Origin of the sequence: Thioalkalivibrio sp. ALE9, assembly GCF_000377445.1 — a bacterium.
Classification (GTDB): Bacteria; Pseudomonadota; Gammaproteobacteria; order Ectothiorhodospirales; family Ectothiorhodospiraceae; genus Thioalkalivibrio.
The window spans coordinates 345,654-363,045 of the sequence record NZ_KB898123.1 but is presented as its reverse complement, the minus strand read 5'-3'; the positions used below and the strand labels follow the sequence as shown (position 1 = coordinate 363,045).

Sequence of the window (17,392 nt, the reverse complement as noted above, 5' to 3'; positions counted from 1 at the left end):
GCGTCAGGTGCCGCGCGCAACGCGCGGCGCATGCCGCTCAGCTCGGGCGGCTCATGTTCTTGCCGTAGAAGATCTCCATCATCTCGTGCTTGAGCAGCTTGGAGATGCGCTTGGCCTCCTTGGCCGAGTAGTCATCCTTGCCCAGCCCGAACAGGTAGCTGTCCAGGTCAAAGTCCTTCAGCACCATCTTGGTGTGGAACAGGTACTCCTGGTACACGTTCACGTCCACCATCTGGTACTTCTCCTTGGTATCGCGCGAGAGGAAGTCCTGGATGGAATTGATCTTGTGATCGATGAAGTGCTTCTTGCCGCGCACGTCGCGGGTAAAACCGCGCACGCGGTAGTCCATGATCACGATGTCCGACTCGAAGCTGTGGATCAGGTAGTTCAGGGCGCGCAGCGGCGAGATGCGCCCACAGGTGGACACATCGATATCGGCACGGAAGGTTGCAATCCCGCCCTCCGGGTGCGCCTCCGGATAGGTGTGCACGGTGATGTGGCTCTTGTCGAGGTGACCGACCACCGTCTCCGGCAGCGGGCCGGGGCCCTCGGTGTAGCCGATCTTCTCGGTGGCCACCGGCTCCTCCGAGATCAGCATGGTCACCGACGCGCCCTGCGGATCGTAGTCCTGGCGCGAGATATCGAGGATATTGGCCCCGATCAGATGGGCCACATCGGAGAGGATCTGCGTCAGCCGCTGGGCGTTGTACGCCTCGTCGATGTACGCGATGTATTCGTCGCGATGCCGGTCACCCGAGGCATAGCAGATATCGTAGATGTTGAAGCTCAGGCTCTTGGTCAGGTTGTTGAAACCGTGGAGCTTGATCTGCTTCTTGTGACGAGGCATGGCGTGTCCTCTTGCCCGGGCCGCAGCGAGCGGCGAATTGTAGACGCCTCGGCCTCCGAGTCCAAGGAAAGAACCCGGGTTCCCGTTCAGCGCGGGGCCGGCCCCTCGACGATCTCGAAGTCGTGGGTCACCTTCGCCGAGGCCCCCAGCATCAGCGAAGCCGAGCAGTACTTCTCGGCCGAGAGCCCGACCGCGCGCCCCACCTGCTTCTCCGACAGGTCATGGCCGTACACCCGGAAATGCACGTGGATATCGGTAAAGACCTTGGGCACGGTCTCCGCCCGGGTGCCTGCGACCGTCACCTCGCAGTCCAGCACCTGCTGGCGCGCCTTCTTCAGCATCGCAATCACGTCAAAGCTGGTACAACCGCCCATCCCCAGCAGCAGCATCTCCATCGGCCGCGCGCCCAGGTTGCGGCCGCCCGCGTCCGGCGCGCCGTCCATCACCACCGCATGACCGCTGTCGGTCTCGCCGACAAAGGCCACCTGGTCCAGCCATTTCACTTTCACCTGCATCGCGCTCGTCCTTTAAAGAGGTGCCGATCAATGAATCAGTGGTCCCTTCCTGCTGTTGGATGAAGGGATCCATGCCTATACTTCAGGGGGACTCTACTCAGGGCGGACCTGCTGCACAAAATCAGTGGCCTGTCGGCGGATTTTGTGAACGGTTCCAGCCACCCCGGCGTGCGGGGGCCAGATGCTGCATTACACTGGCGCACATCCACAGGAAGCTGCTATCGGACGTGACCATGGAAGCCTTGAACAACCCGTTCGTCTACCGCCCGGCCCAGCCGTCGCCCGCGCTGGAGCGTTTTCTCGGCTACTGCCACCGCCGCCAGTACCGCAAGCGCACCACCATCATCCATTCGGGCACGGTTCCCGACACGCTGTACTACGTCGTCAGCGGCTCGGTCTCGGTACTGGGCGAGAACAACGGGCACGAGCTGGTGCTGGCCTATCTGAACAAGGGCGAGTTCTTCGGTGAGCTGGGCATGTTCGAGGACGACCCGCGCAGCGCGACCGTCACCACCCGCGAGGACACCGAGACCGCGGAGATCCCCTACACCCAGTTCCGCGAGATCGTCCAGCGCGACCCCGAGATCCTGATGCTGCTGACCAGCCAGATCGCCACCCGCCTGCGTCAGACCTCGCGCAAGGTGATGGACCTCGCGTTCGTCGACGTCACCGGCCGTATCGCCCACACCCTGCTGGATCTCGCCCGCCAGCCCGACGCGATGACCCACCCGGACGGCATGCAGCTGCGCATCACCCGCCAGGAGATCGCGCGCATCGTCGGCTGCTCGCGCGAGATGGCCGGTCGCGTGCTGAAGGATCTGGAAGAGCGCGGCCTGATCACCGCGCACGGCAAGACCATCGTGGTGTTCGGCACGCGCTGACGCCCGTGCCGCCGCGCCGGGCCCTGCGGCCGGAAAGGGCGCGACACCCGGTCACCGTCTCCAGCCTGAAGGCACGACGCCCCGCTGGAGGCGGCTACGATTCGCCGCGGAACAACTGCCCCAGGGCCTTGCCCGGATCCTCGGTCCGCATAAAGGCCTCGCCCACCAGGAAGGCATGGATCCCGGCGGCCTGCATGCGCGCGACGTCCTCGCGGGTGTGGATGCCGCTCTCGGTTACCAGCAGCGCGCCCTCCGGCGCCTGATCCTTCAGATCCAGCGTGGTTTCCAGCCGGGTCTCGAAGCTGTGCAGGTCGCGGTTGTTGATGCCGATCAGGTCCGCGCCAATCTTCTTCGCCCGCTCCAGCTCCTCGGCGTCGTGGACCTCCACCAGGGCATCCATGCCCAGCTCGCGGGTCAGGAAGTACAGCTCGTGCAGGGCCGTATCGTCCAGCGCCGCGGCGATCAGCAGCACGCAGTCCGCCCCCAGCACCCGCGCCTCGTAGACCTGATAGAGGTCGATCACGAAGTCCTTGCGCAGGATCGGCAGCTGGCAGGCCACGCGCGCATCGCGCAGGTCGCCATCGCGCCCCTTGAAGAAATCCACGTCGGTCAGCACCGACAGGCAGGTGGCCCCGTGTTCCTCGTAGCTGCGGGCGAAGGCCTCCGGGTTGAAGTTCGGGCTGATCTGGCCCTGACTCGGGCTGGCCTTCTTGATCTCCGCGATCACCGCGGCGCGGCCGGCGTCGATGTCGCGCTGCAATGCCGCGCGGAACCCCCGCGGCGCAGGCGCCGAGCCCATCCAGCCGCGCAGCTCGCGCAGCGGCCAGAACGCCTCGCGCTCCTTCAGCTCCTCGCGCTTGCGCTCCAGGATGCGCTGCAGGATATCGGGTACTGCGTTGGCTTCGGTCATTGTGTTTCCTTGTTTGCCAGTCGTGCGCTGGTCGCCTGCAGGCGCTCCAGCCGTTCGCGGGCCGCGCCGGAGTCGATGGCCCGGGCGGCGGCATCGACGCCCGCGGCCAGCGTGTCCGCGCCACCGCCGGCGTAGATCGCCGCCCCGGCGTTCAGCAGCACGATGTCACGCGCCGCGCCCACCTGACCGTCCAGCACACCGCGCAGCATGTCGGCCGAGGCCTCCACGCTGTCGACGCGCACGGCGTCCAGCGCGGTGGTCGCCAGCCCGAAGTCCTCCGGACGGATGGTGTATTCGCGGATCTCGCCGTCCCTGAGCTCGGCCACCCGGGTGGGCGACGCGATGCTGATCTCGTCCAGGCCGTCCTCGGCATGCACCACCAGCACATGCTCGCTGCCCAGGCCCTTCAGGGCCTCGGCCAGCGGCCGCACCCAGGCATCCGAGAACACGCCGAGCACCTGGTTCGGCGCCCCGGCCGGGTTGGTCAGAGGCCCCAGCACATTGAACAGCGTGCGCACGCCGAGTTCCTTGCGCGGCCGGATCGCGTGTTTCATCGCGCCATGATGGGCCGGGGCAAACAGGAAGCCGACGCCGACCTCCTCGATGCAGGACCCGACCGCCTCCGGCGACAGCCCGAGATGGATCCCCAGGTGCTCCAGCACGTCCGCGGAGCCCGACTTCGACGACACCGAACGGTTGCCGTGCTTGGCCACCCGCACGCCACCGGCCGCCGCCACCAGCGCCGAGGCCGTGGAGATGTTGAAGGTGCCGGAGGCGTCGCCGCCGGTCCCGCAGGTATCCACCAGCCCGGTTCGCGGCACATCCACCCGGGTGGCCAGCGAGCGCATCACGCCGGCCGCCGCGCGGATCTCCTCGATCGTCTCGCCCTTCATGCGCAGGGCCACCAGGAACCCCCCGATCTGGGCATCGGTGGCCTCGCCGGTCATCACCGCCTGCATCACCGCGGTCATGGTTGCCGCGTCCAGGTCCTGGCGCTCGATGAGAGCCGCTATCGCTTGTTGCACCGTCACGGGTTGCTCCTGCGGAAAATCGAAGCCGTTAGTTTAACGTCCGCGCCGGGGCGCGACGACCACGCGCCTCCGGGCCGCTCCACCACAGCAGCGCCGCGGCGGCCCAGATTACCAGCGACCCGCCGATCAGCCACGGCAGGTGGTCGTCCAGTCGGTCCACCAGGAACAGCGCCAGCAGGGCACTGAACCCCAGTTGCAGGAAGGCCTGCATGGCCGAGGCCATGCCACGGGCGCCCGGATAGCAGTCCAGCGCCAGCAGGTTCAGCGACGGAACGGCCGTGGCCAGGGAAAAGCTGTACAGCGCGAACGGGAGCGTCACCGCGACCACCGAACCCTCGGTGAGGATCCCCAGCGCCACCAGCGCCAGCGAGATCCCGGCCAGCCCCACGCCGATACTGATCGCCAGCGGCGGACTCAACAGACTGGCGGTGCGCCCGGCCACAAAACCGCCCACCACCAGGCCGCCCACCAGCGGCAGGAAGAGCCACCAGAAGTCCTGTTCCTGTCCGCCCAGGTGGACATAGATCACCGTTGGCGAGGCGGCGACGAACAGGAACATCGCCCCGAACAGCCCGGCATGTACCAGGGCCGGGCGCAGGAACGGCGGGTTGCGCAGGGTCCCGAGATACCCCCGCAGGATCAGAGCCGGCTTGCCCGAGGCACGGCCGACCGGTGGCAGGGTCTCCGGCAGCCAGGCCCGGATCGCCAGCAACAGGATCACGCCGTACAGGGTCAGGAACAGGAATACCGAGCGCCAGCCGAACCCCGCCTGCAGATAGCCGCCGACAATCGGGGCGGCCGCCGGGCCAATCGCGAACATCATGGTGATCAGCGCCAGGACACGGCGCGCATCGGTGGCCTCGAAGCGATCGCGCACCACTGCACGCCCGACCACAATCCCGGCCGCCGCGGACAGCCCCTGGGCCACCCGCAACCCGATCACCTGCCAGTATTCCACCGCCAGCACCAGCAGCAACGAGCTGAGCACGTAGCCGGCGAGCGCCCACAGAACCACTGGGCGCCGACCAAAGGTATCCGACAGCGGGCCGGCCACCAAGGTGGCCAGCGCAAAGGCGACCAGGTAGGCCGACAGGGTCGCCTGCATCGCGCCGGAGTCGACCCGCAGGGCCTCCGCCATCGCCGGGAACGAGGGCAGATAGGTGTCCAGCGAGAACGGCGCCAGCATCGACAGCGGCGCCACCAGCAACGCGAAGCGCCACCGGGTGCGGCGGGTCTGGGTCACGCCGGCTGGGGCAGGCGACGGAGGAAGTTGTCGAGCAGTTCGTGGCCCTGGCGGGTCAGAATGGATTCCGGGTGGAACTGCACGCCCTCGACGTCCAGTTCGCGGTGGCGCAGGCCCATGATCTCGTCGCGCGCGCCGTCCTCGCGCTGGGTCCAGGCGGTGACCTCCAGGCACTCCGGCAGCGAGGGCGACTCGACCACCAGCGAGTGGTAGCGCGTGGCCTCCAGCGGATTCTCGAGCCCGGCGAACACCCCCACCCCGGTGTGATATACCGGCGAGGTCTTGCCGTGCATGATCTCGCGGGCGCGCACCACGCGCCCGCCGAAGACCTGGCCGATCGCCTGGTGCCCGAGACAGACCCCGAGGATCGGGATCTCGCCGGCGAAGCGCCGGATCACCTCCAGCGATACCCCGGCCTCGTTCGGCGTGCAGGGTCCCGGCGAGATCACGATCCCCTCGGGGGCGAGTTCCGCGATCCCGTCCGGGGTGATGCAGTCGTTGCGGTGGACCACCACCTCGGCCCCCAGCTCGCCCAGATACTGGACCAGGTTGAAGGTGAACGAATCGTAGTTGTCGAGCATCAGGATCATGTCGAACGTCCCTGCAGAACGGAGGAAACAGGACCGCCGCGCGAATCGATGTTCACGCGCGTGGAGCGGACAGGGCCCAGCATAACCCGGCCCCGGGTCCGCAGGCCCGCAACCGCATGGGCGCTGGCGAAACCCGGCACCCTCATCGCGGCAACAGCAGCGCGGCCAGCAGGGTGCCGTCGGCGGCCTCCAGCCGGTGCCCGCCGGGGCTCGGCAGGGTATGCGCCCGGCCGCGCAGGGCCGGGAGACGATTCATGTCCTGACTGGCCGCATCCACCCACGGGTCGGCCAGGCGCACCACCGACACGTAGCGGATGGGCGGGTGTTCCCGCGTATTCAGCCACTCGAGGTGGGCCGCATCCGGCGAGGTGCCCTCCGGTCCCCAGAGGCCCTCGCGCCGATGCATGCCCTCGAGCCCGATAAACGGGGCGTACAAGCCCAGGGCCGAGTCGGCCAGCGCATCCGTCACCGAACGCGCCAGGGCGGACCAGCCGCCCCCCGCATGCGGAGCGGAAAACGTCACCAGGGTGGAGATGGCCGGGTGCGGCTGGCGCACCAGCAGCTCGCGCGCCACGACGCCGCCACTGGAATGCCCGACCAGCACCAGTTCCTGCCCCGGATGGCGCCGCGCCAGGGCCTCGACGACCTGACCCAGCGCCCGCACGCGCTCGGGCGGCACTCCGCCCGCCGGCAGGTCCACGGTATAGAACTGGCGCGGGGCCGGGTCGGGAGCACGATCGAACCAGGGGGCCTCCGGCCGAGCCCGGGCCCGGCCGCCATCGGCATACCCGGCGGCGTTCAGGGCCGCGGTGACGCCGGCATGGCGAAAGCCGTCGCCGCGATCCCAGCCACCGGGCACCAGCACCACGATCTGCGCCGCCGCCAGCCCCGGTAGCAGCCATACCAGCAGCGCCAGCAACAGGATGCAAAGGCGGCCGCGCATAGTTGGTCCTCTCAGTCGCGGTGGCGCCGGGGCCCCAGGCCACCCAGGGCGGTCTCGGCCGCGCGCACCACCGCACGTCCCTTGTTCAGGGTCTCCTGCCACTCGCTCTCGGGTACCGAGTCGTGCACCACGCCGGCCCCGGCCTGGATATGCAGCTCGCCGTCGTGCAGCACGGCCGTGCGGATGGCGATCGCGGTGTCCATGTTGCCGGACCAGGAGAGGTAGCCGACCGCGCCGGAGTACGGGCCGCGCTTGACCGGTTCCAGCTCGTCGATGATCTCCAGTGCACGGATCTTCGGCGCACCGGAGACCGTCCCGGCGGGGAAGGTCGCGCGCAGCACATCCATCGGCGAGTGCCCCGGGGCCAGTCGGCCCTCCACGTTGGAGACGATGTGCATCACGTGCGAATAGCGCTCGATGCTCATGGTGTCAGTCACCTCCACCGAGCCGATCTCGCAGACCCGGCCAACGTCGTTGCGTCCGAGGTCGATCAGCATCAGGTGCTCGGCGCGCTCCTTCGGGTCGGCCAGCAGTTCGGCCTCCAGCGCGCGGTCCTCCTCTTCGGTGCGCCCGCGCGGGCGGGTGCCGGCGATCGGGCGCACGGTCACGCGGTCGTCCTCCAGGCGCACCAGAATCTCCGGCGAGGCCCCGACCACGTGGTGGTCGTCCAGGTCCAGGTAGTACATGTACGGCGAGGGGTTCAGCGCGCGCAGGGCGCGGTACAGGTCCAGCGGCGGCGCGGAGAACGGCACGCTCATGCGCTGCGCCAGCACCACCTGCATCACGTCGCCGTCCATGATGTATTCCTGTGCCCGCGCGACCGCGGTCTGGAAGCCCTCGGCCGACCAGCCCGGCACGTACTCCGGCACCGCATGCGGATGCGGCGGATCCTCCGGGGGCACCAGGGGCTCGCCCAGACGGGTCTCCAGCTCATCCAAACGCGTGGCCGCCACGGCCTGGCCATCGGCCTGGGTCGCATCGGCGTGCACCACCAGGTACAGCCGGCCGGAGAGGTTGTCGTAGACCACGACCTCCTCCGAGACCATCAGCAGGATGTCCGGCAGCCCCAGGGCATCGGGCTTTTCCGGGCCTTCCAGGCGCGGCTCGATCAGGCGCACGGTCTCGAACCCGAAATAGCCGACCAGACCACCGGTGAAGCGCGGCAGGCCCGGCAGTTCGGCCACCTTGAAGCGCGCCTGGTAGGCCTCGACCCAGGCCAGCGGGTCGGTCTCCGTGGTCTGTTCGACCACCTCGCCATCGGTCTCCACCGTGATGTCATGGCCGTGCACCCGCACCCGGGTGCGTGCCGGCAGCCCGATAAAGGAATACCGACCCCAGCGCTCCCCGCCCTGCACCGACTCGAACAGGTAGGAGTACGGCCGGTTGGCCAGCTTCAGGAAGATGGACAGCGGGGTTTCGAGATCCGCCAGGACCTCGCGCACCAGCGGGATGCGGTTATAGCCCTCGCGGGCCAGCTGATCGAACTGTTCGGGGATCATCACAACGGTTCCTGACAAGGGGGATGGACGGCGCGGCGGATCATTCGCCGTCTCGCCATCGCTCCGTTGTCCGGTCCGTTGCAATCATGGGTCCGTGTTTCCCTAGGCCGCCCGAGCGGGCAGCAGTCCGGGCAGTTCGTCCAGCCGGTCGAGAACCGCGTCCGGGTTCTCGTCGCGGATGTCGTCGCCGTGATTGTAGCCGTAGGTCATGCAGACGATCTGGAAGCCGGCCGCGCGTGCCGCCTTCACGTCGCTCTTCGAGTCCCCGACCATCAGCGCCTCGGAGGGGTCTACACCCAACTCCTTCGCCGCATGCAGCAGCGGCGCCGGGTCCGGCTTCTTCTGCGGCAGGGCGTCGCCGGCGACCACGATCTCGAAGTCGTCGAGGATGCCCTTCTCGCGCAGCAGCGGCACCGTGAAGCGCTCGGCCTTGTTGGTCACGCAGCCCAGGCGGTAACCGGCGGCCTTCAGCTGGTCCAGCCCCTCGCGCACCCCCGGGTACAGCGGCGAGCGCCCGGCGGTGTTCTCCTGGTAGATGCGCATGAAGACGGGCAATGCCCGCTCGAAGGCCTCCGGGTCCGGCTCGCCCTCGAGGTCGTTCACCAGCGCCCGCTTGACCAGCCGCTCCACGCCATTGCCGACCCAGTTGCGCACGGCCGGCTCGCCGCGTTCGGGCAGCCCCAGCTCGCGCATCATCGCGTCCACGCTGTAGGCCAGGTCCGGCACGCTGTCGATCAGCGTGCCGTCCAGGTCAATCAGGATCATGCGGGGGCGTTTCAGGGACATCCCGGTCTCCAGTGGCCGTCGATTCAGGCCTTGGCCAGCTCGTCGCGCATCTGCTGGATGATGCTGTCGTAGCGGTTCGGATCGGAGTCGCTGCCGGCACCGAAGATCGCGGACCCGGCGACGAAGGTGTCGGCCCCGGCGGCCTTGATCTCGCGGATGTTGTCGGCCTTCACGCCGCCGTCGATCTCGAGGCGGATGTCACGCCCGGAGTCGTCGATCATCTTGCGCGCGGCGCGCAGCTTGTCGAGGGTGTTCGGGATGAACTTCTGGCCACCAAAGCCCGGGTTCACCGACATCAGCAGGATCATGTCGACCTTGTCCATCACGTACTCGAGATAGGACAGCGGCGTGGCCGGGTTGAACACCAGTCCGGCCTTGCAGCCCTCGGAGTGGATCAGCTGCAGGGTGCGGTCGATGTGGTCGGAGGCCTCCGGGTGGAAGGTGATGTAGCTGGCACCGGCCTGGGCGAAGTCCGGGATGATGCGATCCACCGGCTTGACCATCAGGTGCACGTCGATCGGCGCGGTCACGCCGTGCTTGCGCAGGGCATCGCAGACCAGCGGGCCAATGGTCAGGTTCGGCACGTAGTGGTTGTCCATCACGTCGAAGTGGACGGTGTCGGCACCGGCGGCCAGGACGTTGTCGACTTCCTCGCCCAGACGGGCGAAATCGGCGGACAGGATGGACGGGGCGATAAAATCGGGTTGTGCCATGGAAAGCCTCGCAGGAATCTCTGGGATAGCGGGGCCGACCATCGGCCACGCTCTCGGAACCGCGAAACTTTACCGGATGCCGCCATGCCAGGCAAAAGGCGACGCATGTGACGCGCCCTCCAACGCAAACGGGCCGGGGGAAAACCCCCGGCCCGTCGCGGTCTCGCCTGCCAGCGGCAGTGCGCCCGGATCAGTTGAACTCGGCCGCCATGTAGCTGGACAGATTGGCGATGTCGTCATCGCTCAGCCCCTGGGCCTGAGGACGCATCAGGGCCGTGTGATCACCCACCTCCTCGCCGGCGCGATAGCGCTCCAGCTTGTCGGTCAGGTAGTCCGCGTCCTTGCCGGCCAGCGCCGGGAAGATCGCCTGGCCCTGACCCTGCGCGCCGTGGCAGCTGGCGCAGGTGTTCTGGTACTTGGTCTGGCCGGCCTGGATGTCGGCGGCCTGCGCCATGGTGGACAGCATCAGGACACTGCCGGCGATACCGGCCAGCACGAACAGCTTGGTTTTCATTGTTGTGGTCTCCTCGTTCTCGATCCTGGACGGAGTTCACGCCCCGCCTTGTTGCGAACATTAGCAGGCGCTTCCTGAATGCTGCATTAACACAGAATCAAACAGGGGCATCCCTGCAGCGCGGCACCAGGCCATTCTCGGCCTTAGCGGCCGTGGATGTAGCGCTCGTCCGACCAGGTCGCCAGCCACTCGGGGCGCACCATCACCAGCCCGGTAATCACGATCCCGTTGACCACCGCCTCGGGCAGCACCAGCAATGCCAGGTAGCGCAGATAATCGCGATAGATGTCGACCCAGGCCAGATCGGTGAACAGGCCGTAGATCGCCGCCGAGGCCAGCACGGTCGCTACCACCGAAAGCGCGCCGCCGAGGAAGCCCACCGCATAGAGATAGATGAACATGTGCGCGGGCAGGTAGTTCTGGGACAGCCGCAGCAACCCCCAGGTGACCGCGACCGGCAGGATGCCGGCCAGCAGGACCGTCAGCGGGAAGGCCGCCAGCGGCAGGGCGCCGAACAGGCCCAGGGTCGCCACCACCAGAAACACCATCAGGATCGCCAGCTGCCAGCCGAACATCAGGGTCACGGTGGTCATGCCAAGGAAGTGCAGGGCGAGGCCATCGAGCGTCTGCGCCCGCAGGCTCCAGATCAGCAGCAGGCACAGCGTGGCGATCACGAACAGCTGCGCGCGACCGGGCACGAAGAAGGCCTCCCAGGGCATGCGCCGGAGCATCACCAGCATGCCGAGGCCCAGCAGCACGGCGGACAGCACGCGGAGCGCGACCGGGAGTTCGCCCGCCCCCTCGACCATGGTCAGTCGGGCTCGCGCACGGCGGCCGCGACAGTGTACTCGCGGCCCTGCTTGACCTTGTCGTAGTTGCCGAACACGTCCTTGAACCCCTTCTCGATGAACCGCCGCAGTCCGGTAATGGTTACGACATAGATGCGTCCGCCGGGGTTCATCTGCTCGTGGGCGTCCAGCAGATAGGTCTGCAGCATCTCGCGCCCGACCTTGGCCGGCAGATTGGAGGTCACCAGATCGAACCGCCGATCGCGGATGCGCGAGAAGCCGTTGCTGGTCAGACACTCCACATTGGCGATGCCGTTGAGCTCGGCGTTGCGCTGGCTGTACTCCACCGCCAGATAGTTGGTATCGACCAGGGTCGTCAGCCCCTGCGGGGCCTTGCGCGCGAGCGTCAGGCCGATCGGGCCGTAGCCGCAGCCGAGGTCCAGGCAGGCGTCCGCCGGATGCACCTCGATGCGTTCCAGCAGCATGCGGGTGCCGTCGTCGATTCGCCGCGGGGAGAACAGCCCCCAGGTGGTGCGAAACCGCAGATGCTCGCCCGCAAGGGTGTCCTCGAACTCAAGGTCGCGCTTGAGCTCCGCCTGTCGGGCGCGCCGCGCCTGGGTGTTGGGGAATGCCGCGGTCATGCCTCGCCCTCCCCGCCGGCACTGGCCAGGCCCTGCCACAGGGTCTCGGCAGTGGAGGCCACCGCGGTGGCATCATCCTCGCCCGGCAGGCCGAGTACGTTCACATGCCCCATCTTGCGCCCCGGGCGCGCCTCAGCCTTGCCGTACAGGTGCAGTCGCGCCCGGCCGGCCGCCAGCACGCCCCGCCAGTCGGGCGTGCCGCCCGCGGGCCATAGGTCGCCCAGCAGATTCACCATCGCCACCGGCGCGGTCAGCAGGGCCGGCGCCAGCCCCAGGGCGCAGACCGCGCGCACCTGCTGCTCGAACTGGCTGACGGTGCAGGCATCCAGGCTGTAATGCCCGGAATTGTGGGGACGCGGCGCGATCTCGTTGACCAGCAGTTCGCCGTCCGCCGTGAGGAAGAACTCGACCGCCAGCACCCCCTGATAATCGAGCCGCTCGGCGACGTGCCGGGCGATAGCCGTGGCGCGCTCGCGCACCTCGTCCCCGGCCCGTGCCGGGACACGCGTCAGGTGCAGGATGCCGTCGCGATGGGTGTTCTCCGCGACCGGAAAGGCCTCGGTGGCGCCATCGGCGGTACGCGCAACCAGCACCGACAGCTCGCGCTCCAGCTCCACCCGGGACTCCAGCACGCAGTCCACCTGGCCCAGCTCGGCATGCGCTTCCGGCAGTTCGCCGGCCGCGGCCAGCCGCACCTGCCCCTTGCCGTCATAACCCAGGCGCGCGGTCTTCAGGATCGCCGGGAAATCCGGGGCTCCGGCATCGGTTTGCACCTCGGGCGTCAGGCCCGCCGGCACCGCCTGCCACGGGGCCACCGCCACGCCGATCTCGCCGAGAAAGGCCTTCTCCTCGAGGCGGTCCTGGGCAACCGTCAGGGCGCGTGGCCCGGGGCGCAGACAGGCGTGGGCATCCAGCCACTCCACCGCGGCGCGCGGGATGTTCTCAAACTCGGTGGTAATCACCTCGCAGGCCCCGGCCAGCGCCTGCAGGGCATCGGGGTCGTCAAAGGCCTGGCACAAGTGGCGCGCTGCCACCCGCCCGGCCGGGCTGGCCGGGTCCGGGTCGAGCACCCAGACGGCATAACCCATGCCCTGTGCGGCCTCCACGAAATAGCGGCCGAGCTGCCCCCCACCGAGCAGCCCGAGAGTCGCAGGTGGCTGGATCATGACGGGTCCGGCGGCAGGGTCTGCCCGAGCACGGCCTGGCTCTGGGACTGGCGGAAGTCATCCAGACGCTCGCGCAGTTCGGGATCGGTATTGGCCAGCATCGCGGCGGCAAAGAGCGCCGCGTTGGCGGCCCCCGCCTCGCCGATCGCGAAGGTCGCCACCGGGATCCCGCGCGGCATCTGGACGATGGAGAGCAGCGAGTCCTGGCCCTTCAGGTGACGCGAGGCCACCGGTACGCCCAGCACCGGTACCGGGGTCTTGGAGGCGAGCATCCCCGGCAGGTGCGCGGCCCCGCCCGCCCCGGCGATGATCGCCTGCAGCCCTCGCCCGCGCGCCTGTTCGGCGTACTCGAACAGCAGATCCGGCGTGCGATGGGCGGAGACCACCCGGGCCTCGAACGGAATACCGAGTTCATCCAGTACATCCACCGCCCGCTCCATCGTGGCCCAGTCGGAGGTGCTCCCCATTACCACGCCCACGCGCGGCGCCCTATTGCCAGCCGTCTCAGTCATGGCCCGAACGATAGCGACCCCGGCCCCACCCGACAAGCCGTGTTCACCACGAAGCACACGAAGGCACGAAGAAAACCCCGGTCGGAGCTACAGAGACATGATGCGATTCGCTTTGCTCTGCACATCTCTGCACATCCTGCCGACCCCGATACCATTACGGCCTTCTCTGTGCTCTCTGTGTCCTCCGTAGAGCAACCGCCGTTGACCTTCTTCGTGTCTTCGTGAGCTTCGTGGTGCATCAAGCCCGCGCCCGGTAGAATCGCCGCATGACCGATACCCTGCTCGAAAGCCATATCCCCGACCTGGAACTCGTCCATCGCGGCAAGGTGCGCGATCTCTACACGGTGGATGCCGATCACTGGCTGATGGTCACCACCGACCGCCTGTCCGCGTTCGACGTGATCCTGCCGACCGGCGTGCCCGGCAAGGGCCGGGTGCTGACCGAGATCACCCGGTTCTGGATGGACAAGATCCAGCGCGAGCTGGGCATCCCCAACCAGCTGACCGATATCCCGCTGGAGCAGGTCATCCCGGACCCGGCGATTCGTGCCCCACTGGAAGGACGCAGCCTGGTGATCCGCCGGCTGGAGGCCCTGCCGGTGGAGGCCGTGGTGCGCGGGTACCTGATCGGCTCCGGCTGGAAGGACTACCAGGCGAGCGGCGCGGTCTGCGGCATTCCGCTGCCGGACGGGCTGGAACTCGCCTCGCAGCTCCCGGAGGCGATCTTCACGCCCAGCACCAAGGCGGACGTCGGTGACCACGACGCCAATATCGACTTCGATGCGGTGGTCGCCACCATCGGCGCGGAGCGGGCCCGCCAGGTCCGCGATGCGGCGCTGGCGATCTACGCGATGGCACGCGACTACGCGGCCGGGCGCGGGATCATCATCGCCGACACCAAGTTCGAGTTCGGCGTCGACGCCAACGGCACGCTGCACCTGATCGACGAAGTGCTGACCCCGGACTCCTCGCGCTTCTGGCCGGCCGACCAGTACGCGCCGGGGCGCAGCCCCGAGTCCTTCGACAAGCAGTACGTGCGCGACTACCTCGAGACCCTGGACTGGGACAAGCAGCCGCCGGGCCCCGAACTGCCCGCGGCGGTGGTGGAACAGACCGCCGCGCGCTACCGCGAGGCCCTGGAGCGCCTGACCCGCGCCGCATGAGCGAGACCCTGCAGGGCCTGTTCGTCACCGGCACCGATACCGGCGTCGGCAAGACCTTCGTCGGCTGCGCGCTGCTGGAGTGCTGGCGGCAGCAGGGCCTGGCGCCGCAACCGCGCAAACCGGTGGAGTCGGGCTGCCCGCCGGGCCCCGACGGCCTGCTGCCCGAGGACGGGCTGAACCTGACCCGCGCGGCCGGCCTGCCGGACACCGCGATCGCACAGGTCACCCCCTGGCGCTTCCCCGATGCCATCGCCCCCGACCAGGCCGCCGCGAACCAGGGCGTGCACCTGACGCTCGCGGAACTGGCGGCGGCCTGCGCCGGCGAAGGCACGGGGCCACGGCTGGTGGAGGGCGCGGGGGGCTTCTACTCGCCGCTTTGTGCCGACGGCCTGAACGCGGACCTCGCCGAGCACCTCGGGTTGCCGGTGCTGCTGGTCGCGGAGGACCGGCTGGGCACGCTGAATACCTGCCTGCTGACCCTGGAGGCGCTCGAACGGCGCGGCCTGAGTCTGGCCGGGATTGTGCTCAACCGCCGCCGAGCGGACTGCGACCCGCGGCTCGACAACGCCACGGCCCTGCGCGCCCGGACCCGCGCCCCGGTCATCACGTCACCGGAAGGCATCACCCGCGCGGCGCTGGTTCAGAAGCTCTCGACCTCGAAGTTGTCCGGGCGCACCCCGCCGGAGGACTCGCGCTCCTGACCACGGGCTTCGGAGTCGGCCGGGGCCGGCTCCTCGTCGGCGGCATCGGCACGGAAACCGGCCAGCGTCTCGCGCAGGGCGCGGGTCCCTTCGCGGTCGACCCGGCGGGTCTCGATGATATGCACCGGGCGCTGCGATTCGCCGTAGTAGGCCTCGTTGAAGTCGTCACGCACGGTCATACGCGAACCGGAGAGACTCATCCCCAGGTAGGCGCCGCGTGCGCGGGAATAGGAAAGGAAGTCGGCCGTGGGGGTGGCGCTGCGGCCGGCCCCTACCGGGCCCGCGGCGACCGACGCATCGGCCCCGAGCCGGATCGCGGAGCCGAACATGGAGTCGACCGCATCCTGGGTGCGCGCGACCATCACCACCTCGGCGGCATCGCCGCCGAACTGCATGCCGAAGCTGACCGAGCCGAGCGAGTAGAAGGCCACCGGGGAATAGTCGCCGCGCTCGTCGTCCCACGCGAGGAACACCCCGATTCCGCCAGACCCCCCGATCAGGAAGGCACCGCGTGCCACGCGCGGGAAAATAACCACGCCGCGCGCGTCGCGCAGGTCCTCCTTCAGGGACTCGTACTCGGGATGGGTGGCCATGTTCTCCACCGTCGCCTGGGCGCGGTCGATGATGTCCTGCGGATCGATCTCGCGGCTGAACGGGTTGGCCTGAGCCGCTCCGGCGAACGCCACGAACAGCAGAAGAGCAAGAATCTGGGGCATCCTTCGGTGCATCGAGGAATCCTCCATAACGGTGTTCCGATGGCGGCATCATGGCACAAAAAAAGGGGGCCGAAGCCCCCTTTTTCGTGCTGCAATCCGCAGGATCAGTTGACCTTGGGATCCAGCTCGCCGGACAGGTAGCGCTTGACCATGTCGTCCAGGGAGATCGGCTTGATCTTGGACGCCATGCCGGCGCAACCGAAGGCCTCGTAACGGGCCTGGCAGATGTCCTTCATGGCCGCGGTGGAGGCCTTCAGGAATTTGCGCGGGTCGAATTCCTTCGGATTCTCGGCCAGGAACTTGCGCACCGCACCGGTGGAGGCCATACGCAGGTCGGTGTCGATGTTGACCTTGCGCACGCCGTGCTTGATGCCTTCCTGGATCTCTTCAACCGGCACGCCATAGGTCTCGCCCATGTCGCCGCCGTACTTGTTGATGATGTCCAGCCACTCCTGCGGAACGGAGGAGGACCCGTGCATGACCAGATGGGTATCCGGGATGCGCTTGTGGATCTCCTTGATGCGCTCGATGGCGAGGATGTCACCGGTCGGCGGACGGGTGAACTTGTAGGCGCCGTGGGAGGTACCGATGGCGATCGCCAGGGCGTCGCACTTGGTGTTCTTCACGAAGTCGGCCGCCTCGTCCGGGTCGGTCAGCAGCTGGTCGTGGGACAGGGTGCCCTCGGCCCCGGAGCCGTCTTCCTCGCCGGCCTGGCCGGTTTCCAGAGAGCCCAGGCAACCCAGCTCGCCTTCCACGGAGACACCGCAGGAGTGCGCCATCTCGGAGACCTTGGCGGTTACGTCACGGTTGTACTCGTAGGTGGCCGGGGTCTTCATGTCGGGCATCAGGGAGCCGTCCATCATCACCGAGCTGAAACCGGACTGGATGGAACGCAGGCAGACCGCCGGCTCGGAGCCGTGGTCCTGGTGCAGCACGACCGGGATGTCCGGGTACTGCTCGATCGCGGCGATGATGTTGTGACGCAGGAAGGGCTCGCCGGCGTACTTGCGGGCTCCGGCGGAGGCCTGAATGATCACCGGGGAGTCGACCGCAGCGGCCGCTTCCATGATCGAGTGGACCTGTTCCATGTTGTTGGCGTTATACGCCGGCATGCCATAGCCATGCTCGGCGGCATGGTCCAGAAGCTGGCGAAGTGAGATCAGTGCCATGGATTCCTCCTTACGGGATTCGGACTGAGGTAGTAGATAAACCGATTCTTGACTGCTCGACCAC

Annotated in this window: 20 protein-coding genes; 3 read left to right on the top strand and 17 right to left on the bottom strand. The window is 68.1% G+C overall.

Translation table 11 applies throughout. The features are described from left to right. Positions 1 to 37: 37 nt before the first annotated feature. Both speD and D106_RS0104890 read right to left on the bottom strand, forming a co-directional pair. The gene (speD, locus tag D106_RS0104895) at positions 38 to 847 is read right to left on the bottom strand and encodes an adenosylmethionine decarboxylase (protein WP_017942843.1); all 810 of its coding nucleotides are present in this window, start codon (positions 845 to 847) and stop codon (positions 38 to 40) included. An 86-nt stretch (positions 848 to 933) separates the two neighbouring features. Next, positions 934 to 1,362 carry an OsmC family protein gene (locus D106_RS0104890; RefSeq protein WP_018865921.1) on the bottom strand — a complete coding sequence of 143 codons (429 nt, stop codon included), beginning with the start codon at positions 1,360 to 1,362 and terminating at the stop codon, positions 934 to 936. A 233-nt stretch (positions 1,363 to 1,595) separates the two neighbouring features. Here D106_RS0104890 and crp point away from each other — a divergent pair, with 233 nt between their 5' ends. Beyond that, entirely contained in the window at positions 1,596 to 2,243 is a 648-nt protein-coding gene (gene crp / locus D106_RS0104885; RefSeq protein WP_018865922.1) for a cAMP-activated global transcriptional regulator CRP, read from the top strand. A 94-nt stretch (positions 2,244 to 2,337) separates the two neighbouring features. On the opposite strand, the gene trpC is transcribed toward crp, so the two are convergent. The 13 genes from trpC to purE form a co-directional block, all read right to left on the bottom strand. Further along, complete coding sequence (trpC, locus tag D106_RS0104880; protein WP_018879370.1) at positions 2,338 to 3,153, bottom strand: indole-3-glycerol phosphate synthase TrpC; 816 nt, start codon at positions 3,151 to 3,153, stop codon at positions 2,338 to 2,340. Next, complete coding sequence (trpD, locus tag D106_RS0104875) at positions 3,150 to 4,184, bottom strand: anthranilate phosphoribosyltransferase (RefSeq protein WP_018879369.1); 1,035 nt, start codon at positions 4,182 to 4,184, stop codon at positions 3,150 to 3,152. Before trpD ends, trpC begins: the two co-directional genes overlap by 4 nt. Positions 4,185 to 4,212: 28 nt before the next feature. Further along, the gene (locus D106_RS0104870; RefSeq protein WP_018875973.1) at positions 4,213 to 5,391 is read right to left on the bottom strand and encodes a multidrug effflux MFS transporter; all 1,179 of its coding nucleotides are present in this window, start codon (positions 5,389 to 5,391) and stop codon (positions 4,213 to 4,215) included. 32 nt (positions 5,392 to 5,423) lie between these two features. Further along, complete coding sequence (locus tag D106_RS0104865) at positions 5,424 to 6,017, bottom strand: aminodeoxychorismate/anthranilate synthase component II (protein WP_018879367.1); 594 nt, start codon at positions 6,015 to 6,017, stop codon at positions 5,424 to 5,426. Between the two features lie 142 nt (positions 6,018 to 6,159). Beyond that, a complete protein-coding gene (locus D106_RS0104860) occupies positions 6,160 to 6,960 on the bottom strand; it encodes a triacylglycerol lipase (RefSeq protein WP_018879366.1) in 801 nt (266 codons plus the stop codon). An 11-nt stretch (positions 6,961 to 6,971) separates the two neighbouring features. Then, complete coding sequence (gene trpE, locus D106_RS0104855; protein ID WP_018879365.1) at positions 6,972 to 8,459, bottom strand: anthranilate synthase component I; 1,488 nt, start codon at positions 8,457 to 8,459, stop codon at positions 6,972 to 6,974. Positions 8,460 to 8,561: 102 nt separating this feature from the next. After that, positions 8,562 to 9,245: a phosphoglycolate phosphatase gene (locus D106_RS0104850; RefSeq protein WP_018879364.1), complete on the bottom strand. Its 684-nt coding sequence runs from the start codon at positions 9,243 to 9,245 to the stop codon at positions 8,562 to 8,564. A 23-nt stretch (positions 9,246 to 9,268) separates the two neighbouring features. Further along, the gene (rpe, locus tag D106_RS0104845) at positions 9,269 to 9,958 is read right to left on the bottom strand and encodes a ribulose-phosphate 3-epimerase (protein ID WP_018865930.1); all 690 of its coding nucleotides are present in this window, start codon (positions 9,956 to 9,958) and stop codon (positions 9,269 to 9,271) included. Positions 9,959 to 10,148: 190 nt separating this feature from the next. Beyond that, the gene (locus D106_RS0104840) at positions 10,149 to 10,472 is read right to left on the bottom strand and encodes a c-type cytochrome (protein ID WP_018879363.1); all 324 of its coding nucleotides are present in this window, start codon (positions 10,470 to 10,472) and stop codon (positions 10,149 to 10,151) included. Positions 10,473 to 10,615: 143 nt separating this feature from the next. Next, positions 10,616 to 11,281, bottom strand: a complete 666-nt coding sequence (locus tag D106_RS0104835; RefSeq protein ID WP_018879362.1) for an energy-coupling factor ABC transporter permease — start codon at positions 11,279 to 11,281, stop codon at positions 10,616 to 10,618. Positions 11,282 to 11,283: 2 nt separating this feature from the next. After that, the gene (locus tag D106_RS0104830; RefSeq protein ID WP_018875969.1) at positions 11,284 to 11,901 is read right to left on the bottom strand and encodes a class I SAM-dependent methyltransferase; all 618 of its coding nucleotides are present in this window, start codon (positions 11,899 to 11,901) and stop codon (positions 11,284 to 11,286) included. Beyond that, positions 11,898 to 13,067, bottom strand: coding sequence for a 5-(carboxyamino)imidazole ribonucleotide synthase (locus D106_RS0104825; protein WP_018879361.1), 1,170 nt, complete (start codon positions 13,065 to 13,067; stop codon positions 11,898 to 11,900). Before D106_RS0104825 ends, D106_RS0104830 begins: the two co-directional genes overlap by 4 nt. After that, a complete protein-coding gene (gene purE, locus D106_RS0104820; RefSeq protein WP_026280565.1) occupies positions 13,064 to 13,579 on the bottom strand; it encodes a 5-(carboxyamino)imidazole ribonucleotide mutase in 516 nt (171 codons plus the stop codon). Before purE ends, D106_RS0104825 begins: the two co-directional genes overlap by 4 nt. 266 nt (positions 13,580 to 13,845) lie before the next feature. On the opposite strand from purE, the gene D106_RS0104815 reads away from it, so the two are divergent. Continuing rightward, the gene (locus tag D106_RS0104815; protein WP_018865936.1) at positions 13,846 to 14,742 is read left to right on the top strand and encodes a phosphoribosylaminoimidazolesuccinocarboxamide synthase; all 897 of its coding nucleotides are present in this window, start codon (positions 13,846 to 13,848) and stop codon (positions 14,740 to 14,742) included. Further along, positions 14,739 to 15,443, top strand: coding sequence for a dethiobiotin synthase (gene bioD, locus D106_RS0104810; protein ID WP_018865937.1), 705 nt, complete (start codon positions 14,739 to 14,741; stop codon positions 15,441 to 15,443). Before D106_RS0104815 ends, bioD begins: the two co-directional genes overlap by 4 nt. Here the strand turns inward: bioD and D106_RS0104805 are convergent. Both D106_RS0104805 and fba read right to left on the bottom strand, forming a co-directional pair. After that, the gene (locus D106_RS0104805; RefSeq protein ID WP_018865938.1) at positions 15,383 to 16,159 is read right to left on the bottom strand and encodes a lipid-binding SYLF domain-containing protein; all 777 of its coding nucleotides are present in this window, start codon (positions 16,157 to 16,159) and stop codon (positions 15,383 to 15,385) included. The two genes, bioD and D106_RS0104805, sit on opposite strands and share 61 nt — an antisense overlap. Positions 16,160 to 16,263: 104 nt before the next feature. Continuing rightward, positions 16,264 to 17,328, bottom strand: a complete 1,065-nt coding sequence (gene fba / locus D106_RS0104800) for a class II fructose-bisphosphate aldolase (RefSeq protein ID WP_018865939.1) — start codon at positions 17,326 to 17,328, stop codon at positions 16,264 to 16,266. Positions 17,329 to 17,392 lie beyond the last annotated feature (64 nt).

Bases quoted from the DNA above. Each gene is read 5' to 3' on its own strand.
- speD (WP_017942843.1), bottom strand. From the start codon at position 847: ATGCCTCGTCACAAGAAGCAGATCAAGCTCCACGGTTTCAACAACCTG.
- D106_RS0104890 (WP_018865921.1), bottom strand. From the start codon at position 1,362: ATGCAGGTGAAAGTGAAATGGCTGGACCAGGTGGCCTTTGTCGGCGAG.
- crp (WP_018865922.1), top strand. From the start codon at position 1,596: ATGGAAGCCTTGAACAACCCGTTCGTCTACCGCCCGGCCCAGCCGTCG.
- trpC (WP_018879370.1), bottom strand. From the start codon at position 3,153: ATGACCGAAGCCAACGCAGTACCCGATATCCTGCAGCGCATCCTGGAG.
- D106_RS0104865 (WP_018879367.1), bottom strand. From the start codon at position 6,017: ATGATCCTGATGCTCGACAACTACGATTCGTTCACCTTCAACCTGGTC.
- D106_RS0104860 (WP_018879366.1), bottom strand. From the start codon at position 6,960: ATGCGCGGCCGCCTTTGCATCCTGTTGCTGGCGCTGCTGGTATGGCTG.
- trpE (WP_018879365.1), bottom strand. From the start codon at position 8,459: ATGATCCCCGAACAGTTCGATCAGCTGGCCCGCGAGGGCTATAACCGC.
- D106_RS0104850 (WP_018879364.1), bottom strand. From the start codon at position 9,245: ATGTCCCTGAAACGCCCCCGCATGATCCTGATTGACCTGGACGGCACG.
- rpe (WP_018865930.1), bottom strand. From the start codon at position 9,958: ATGGCACAACCCGATTTTATCGCCCCGTCCATCCTGTCCGCCGATTTC.
- D106_RS0104840 (WP_018879363.1), bottom strand. From the start codon at position 10,472: ATGAAAACCAAGCTGTTCGTGCTGGCCGGTATCGCCGGCAGTGTCCTG.
- D106_RS0104835 (WP_018879362.1), bottom strand. From the start codon at position 11,281: ATGGTCGAGGGGGCGGGCGAACTCCCGGTCGCGCTCCGCGTGCTGTCC.
- D106_RS0104830 (WP_018875969.1), bottom strand. From the start codon at position 11,901: ATGACCGCGGCATTCCCCAACACCCAGGCGCGGCGCGCCCGACAGGCG.
- D106_RS0104825 (WP_018879361.1), bottom strand. From the start codon at position 13,067: ATGATCCAGCCACCTGCGACTCTCGGGCTGCTCGGTGGGGGGCAGCTC.
- purE (WP_026280565.1), bottom strand. From the start codon at position 13,579: ATGACTGAGACGGCTGGCAATAGGGCGCCGCGCGTGGGCGTGGTAATG.
- D106_RS0104815 (WP_018865936.1), top strand. From the start codon at position 13,846: ATGACCGATACCCTGCTCGAAAGCCATATCCCCGACCTGGAACTCGTC.
- bioD (WP_018865937.1), top strand. From the start codon at position 14,739: ATGAGCGAGACCCTGCAGGGCCTGTTCGTCACCGGCACCGATACCGGC.
- D106_RS0104805 (WP_018865938.1), bottom strand. From the start codon at position 16,159: ATGCCCCAGATTCTTGCTCTTCTGCTGTTCGTGGCGTTCGCCGGAGCG.
- fba (WP_018865939.1), bottom strand. From the start codon at position 17,328: ATGGCACTGATCTCACTTCGCCAGCTTCTGGACCATGCCGCCGAGCAT.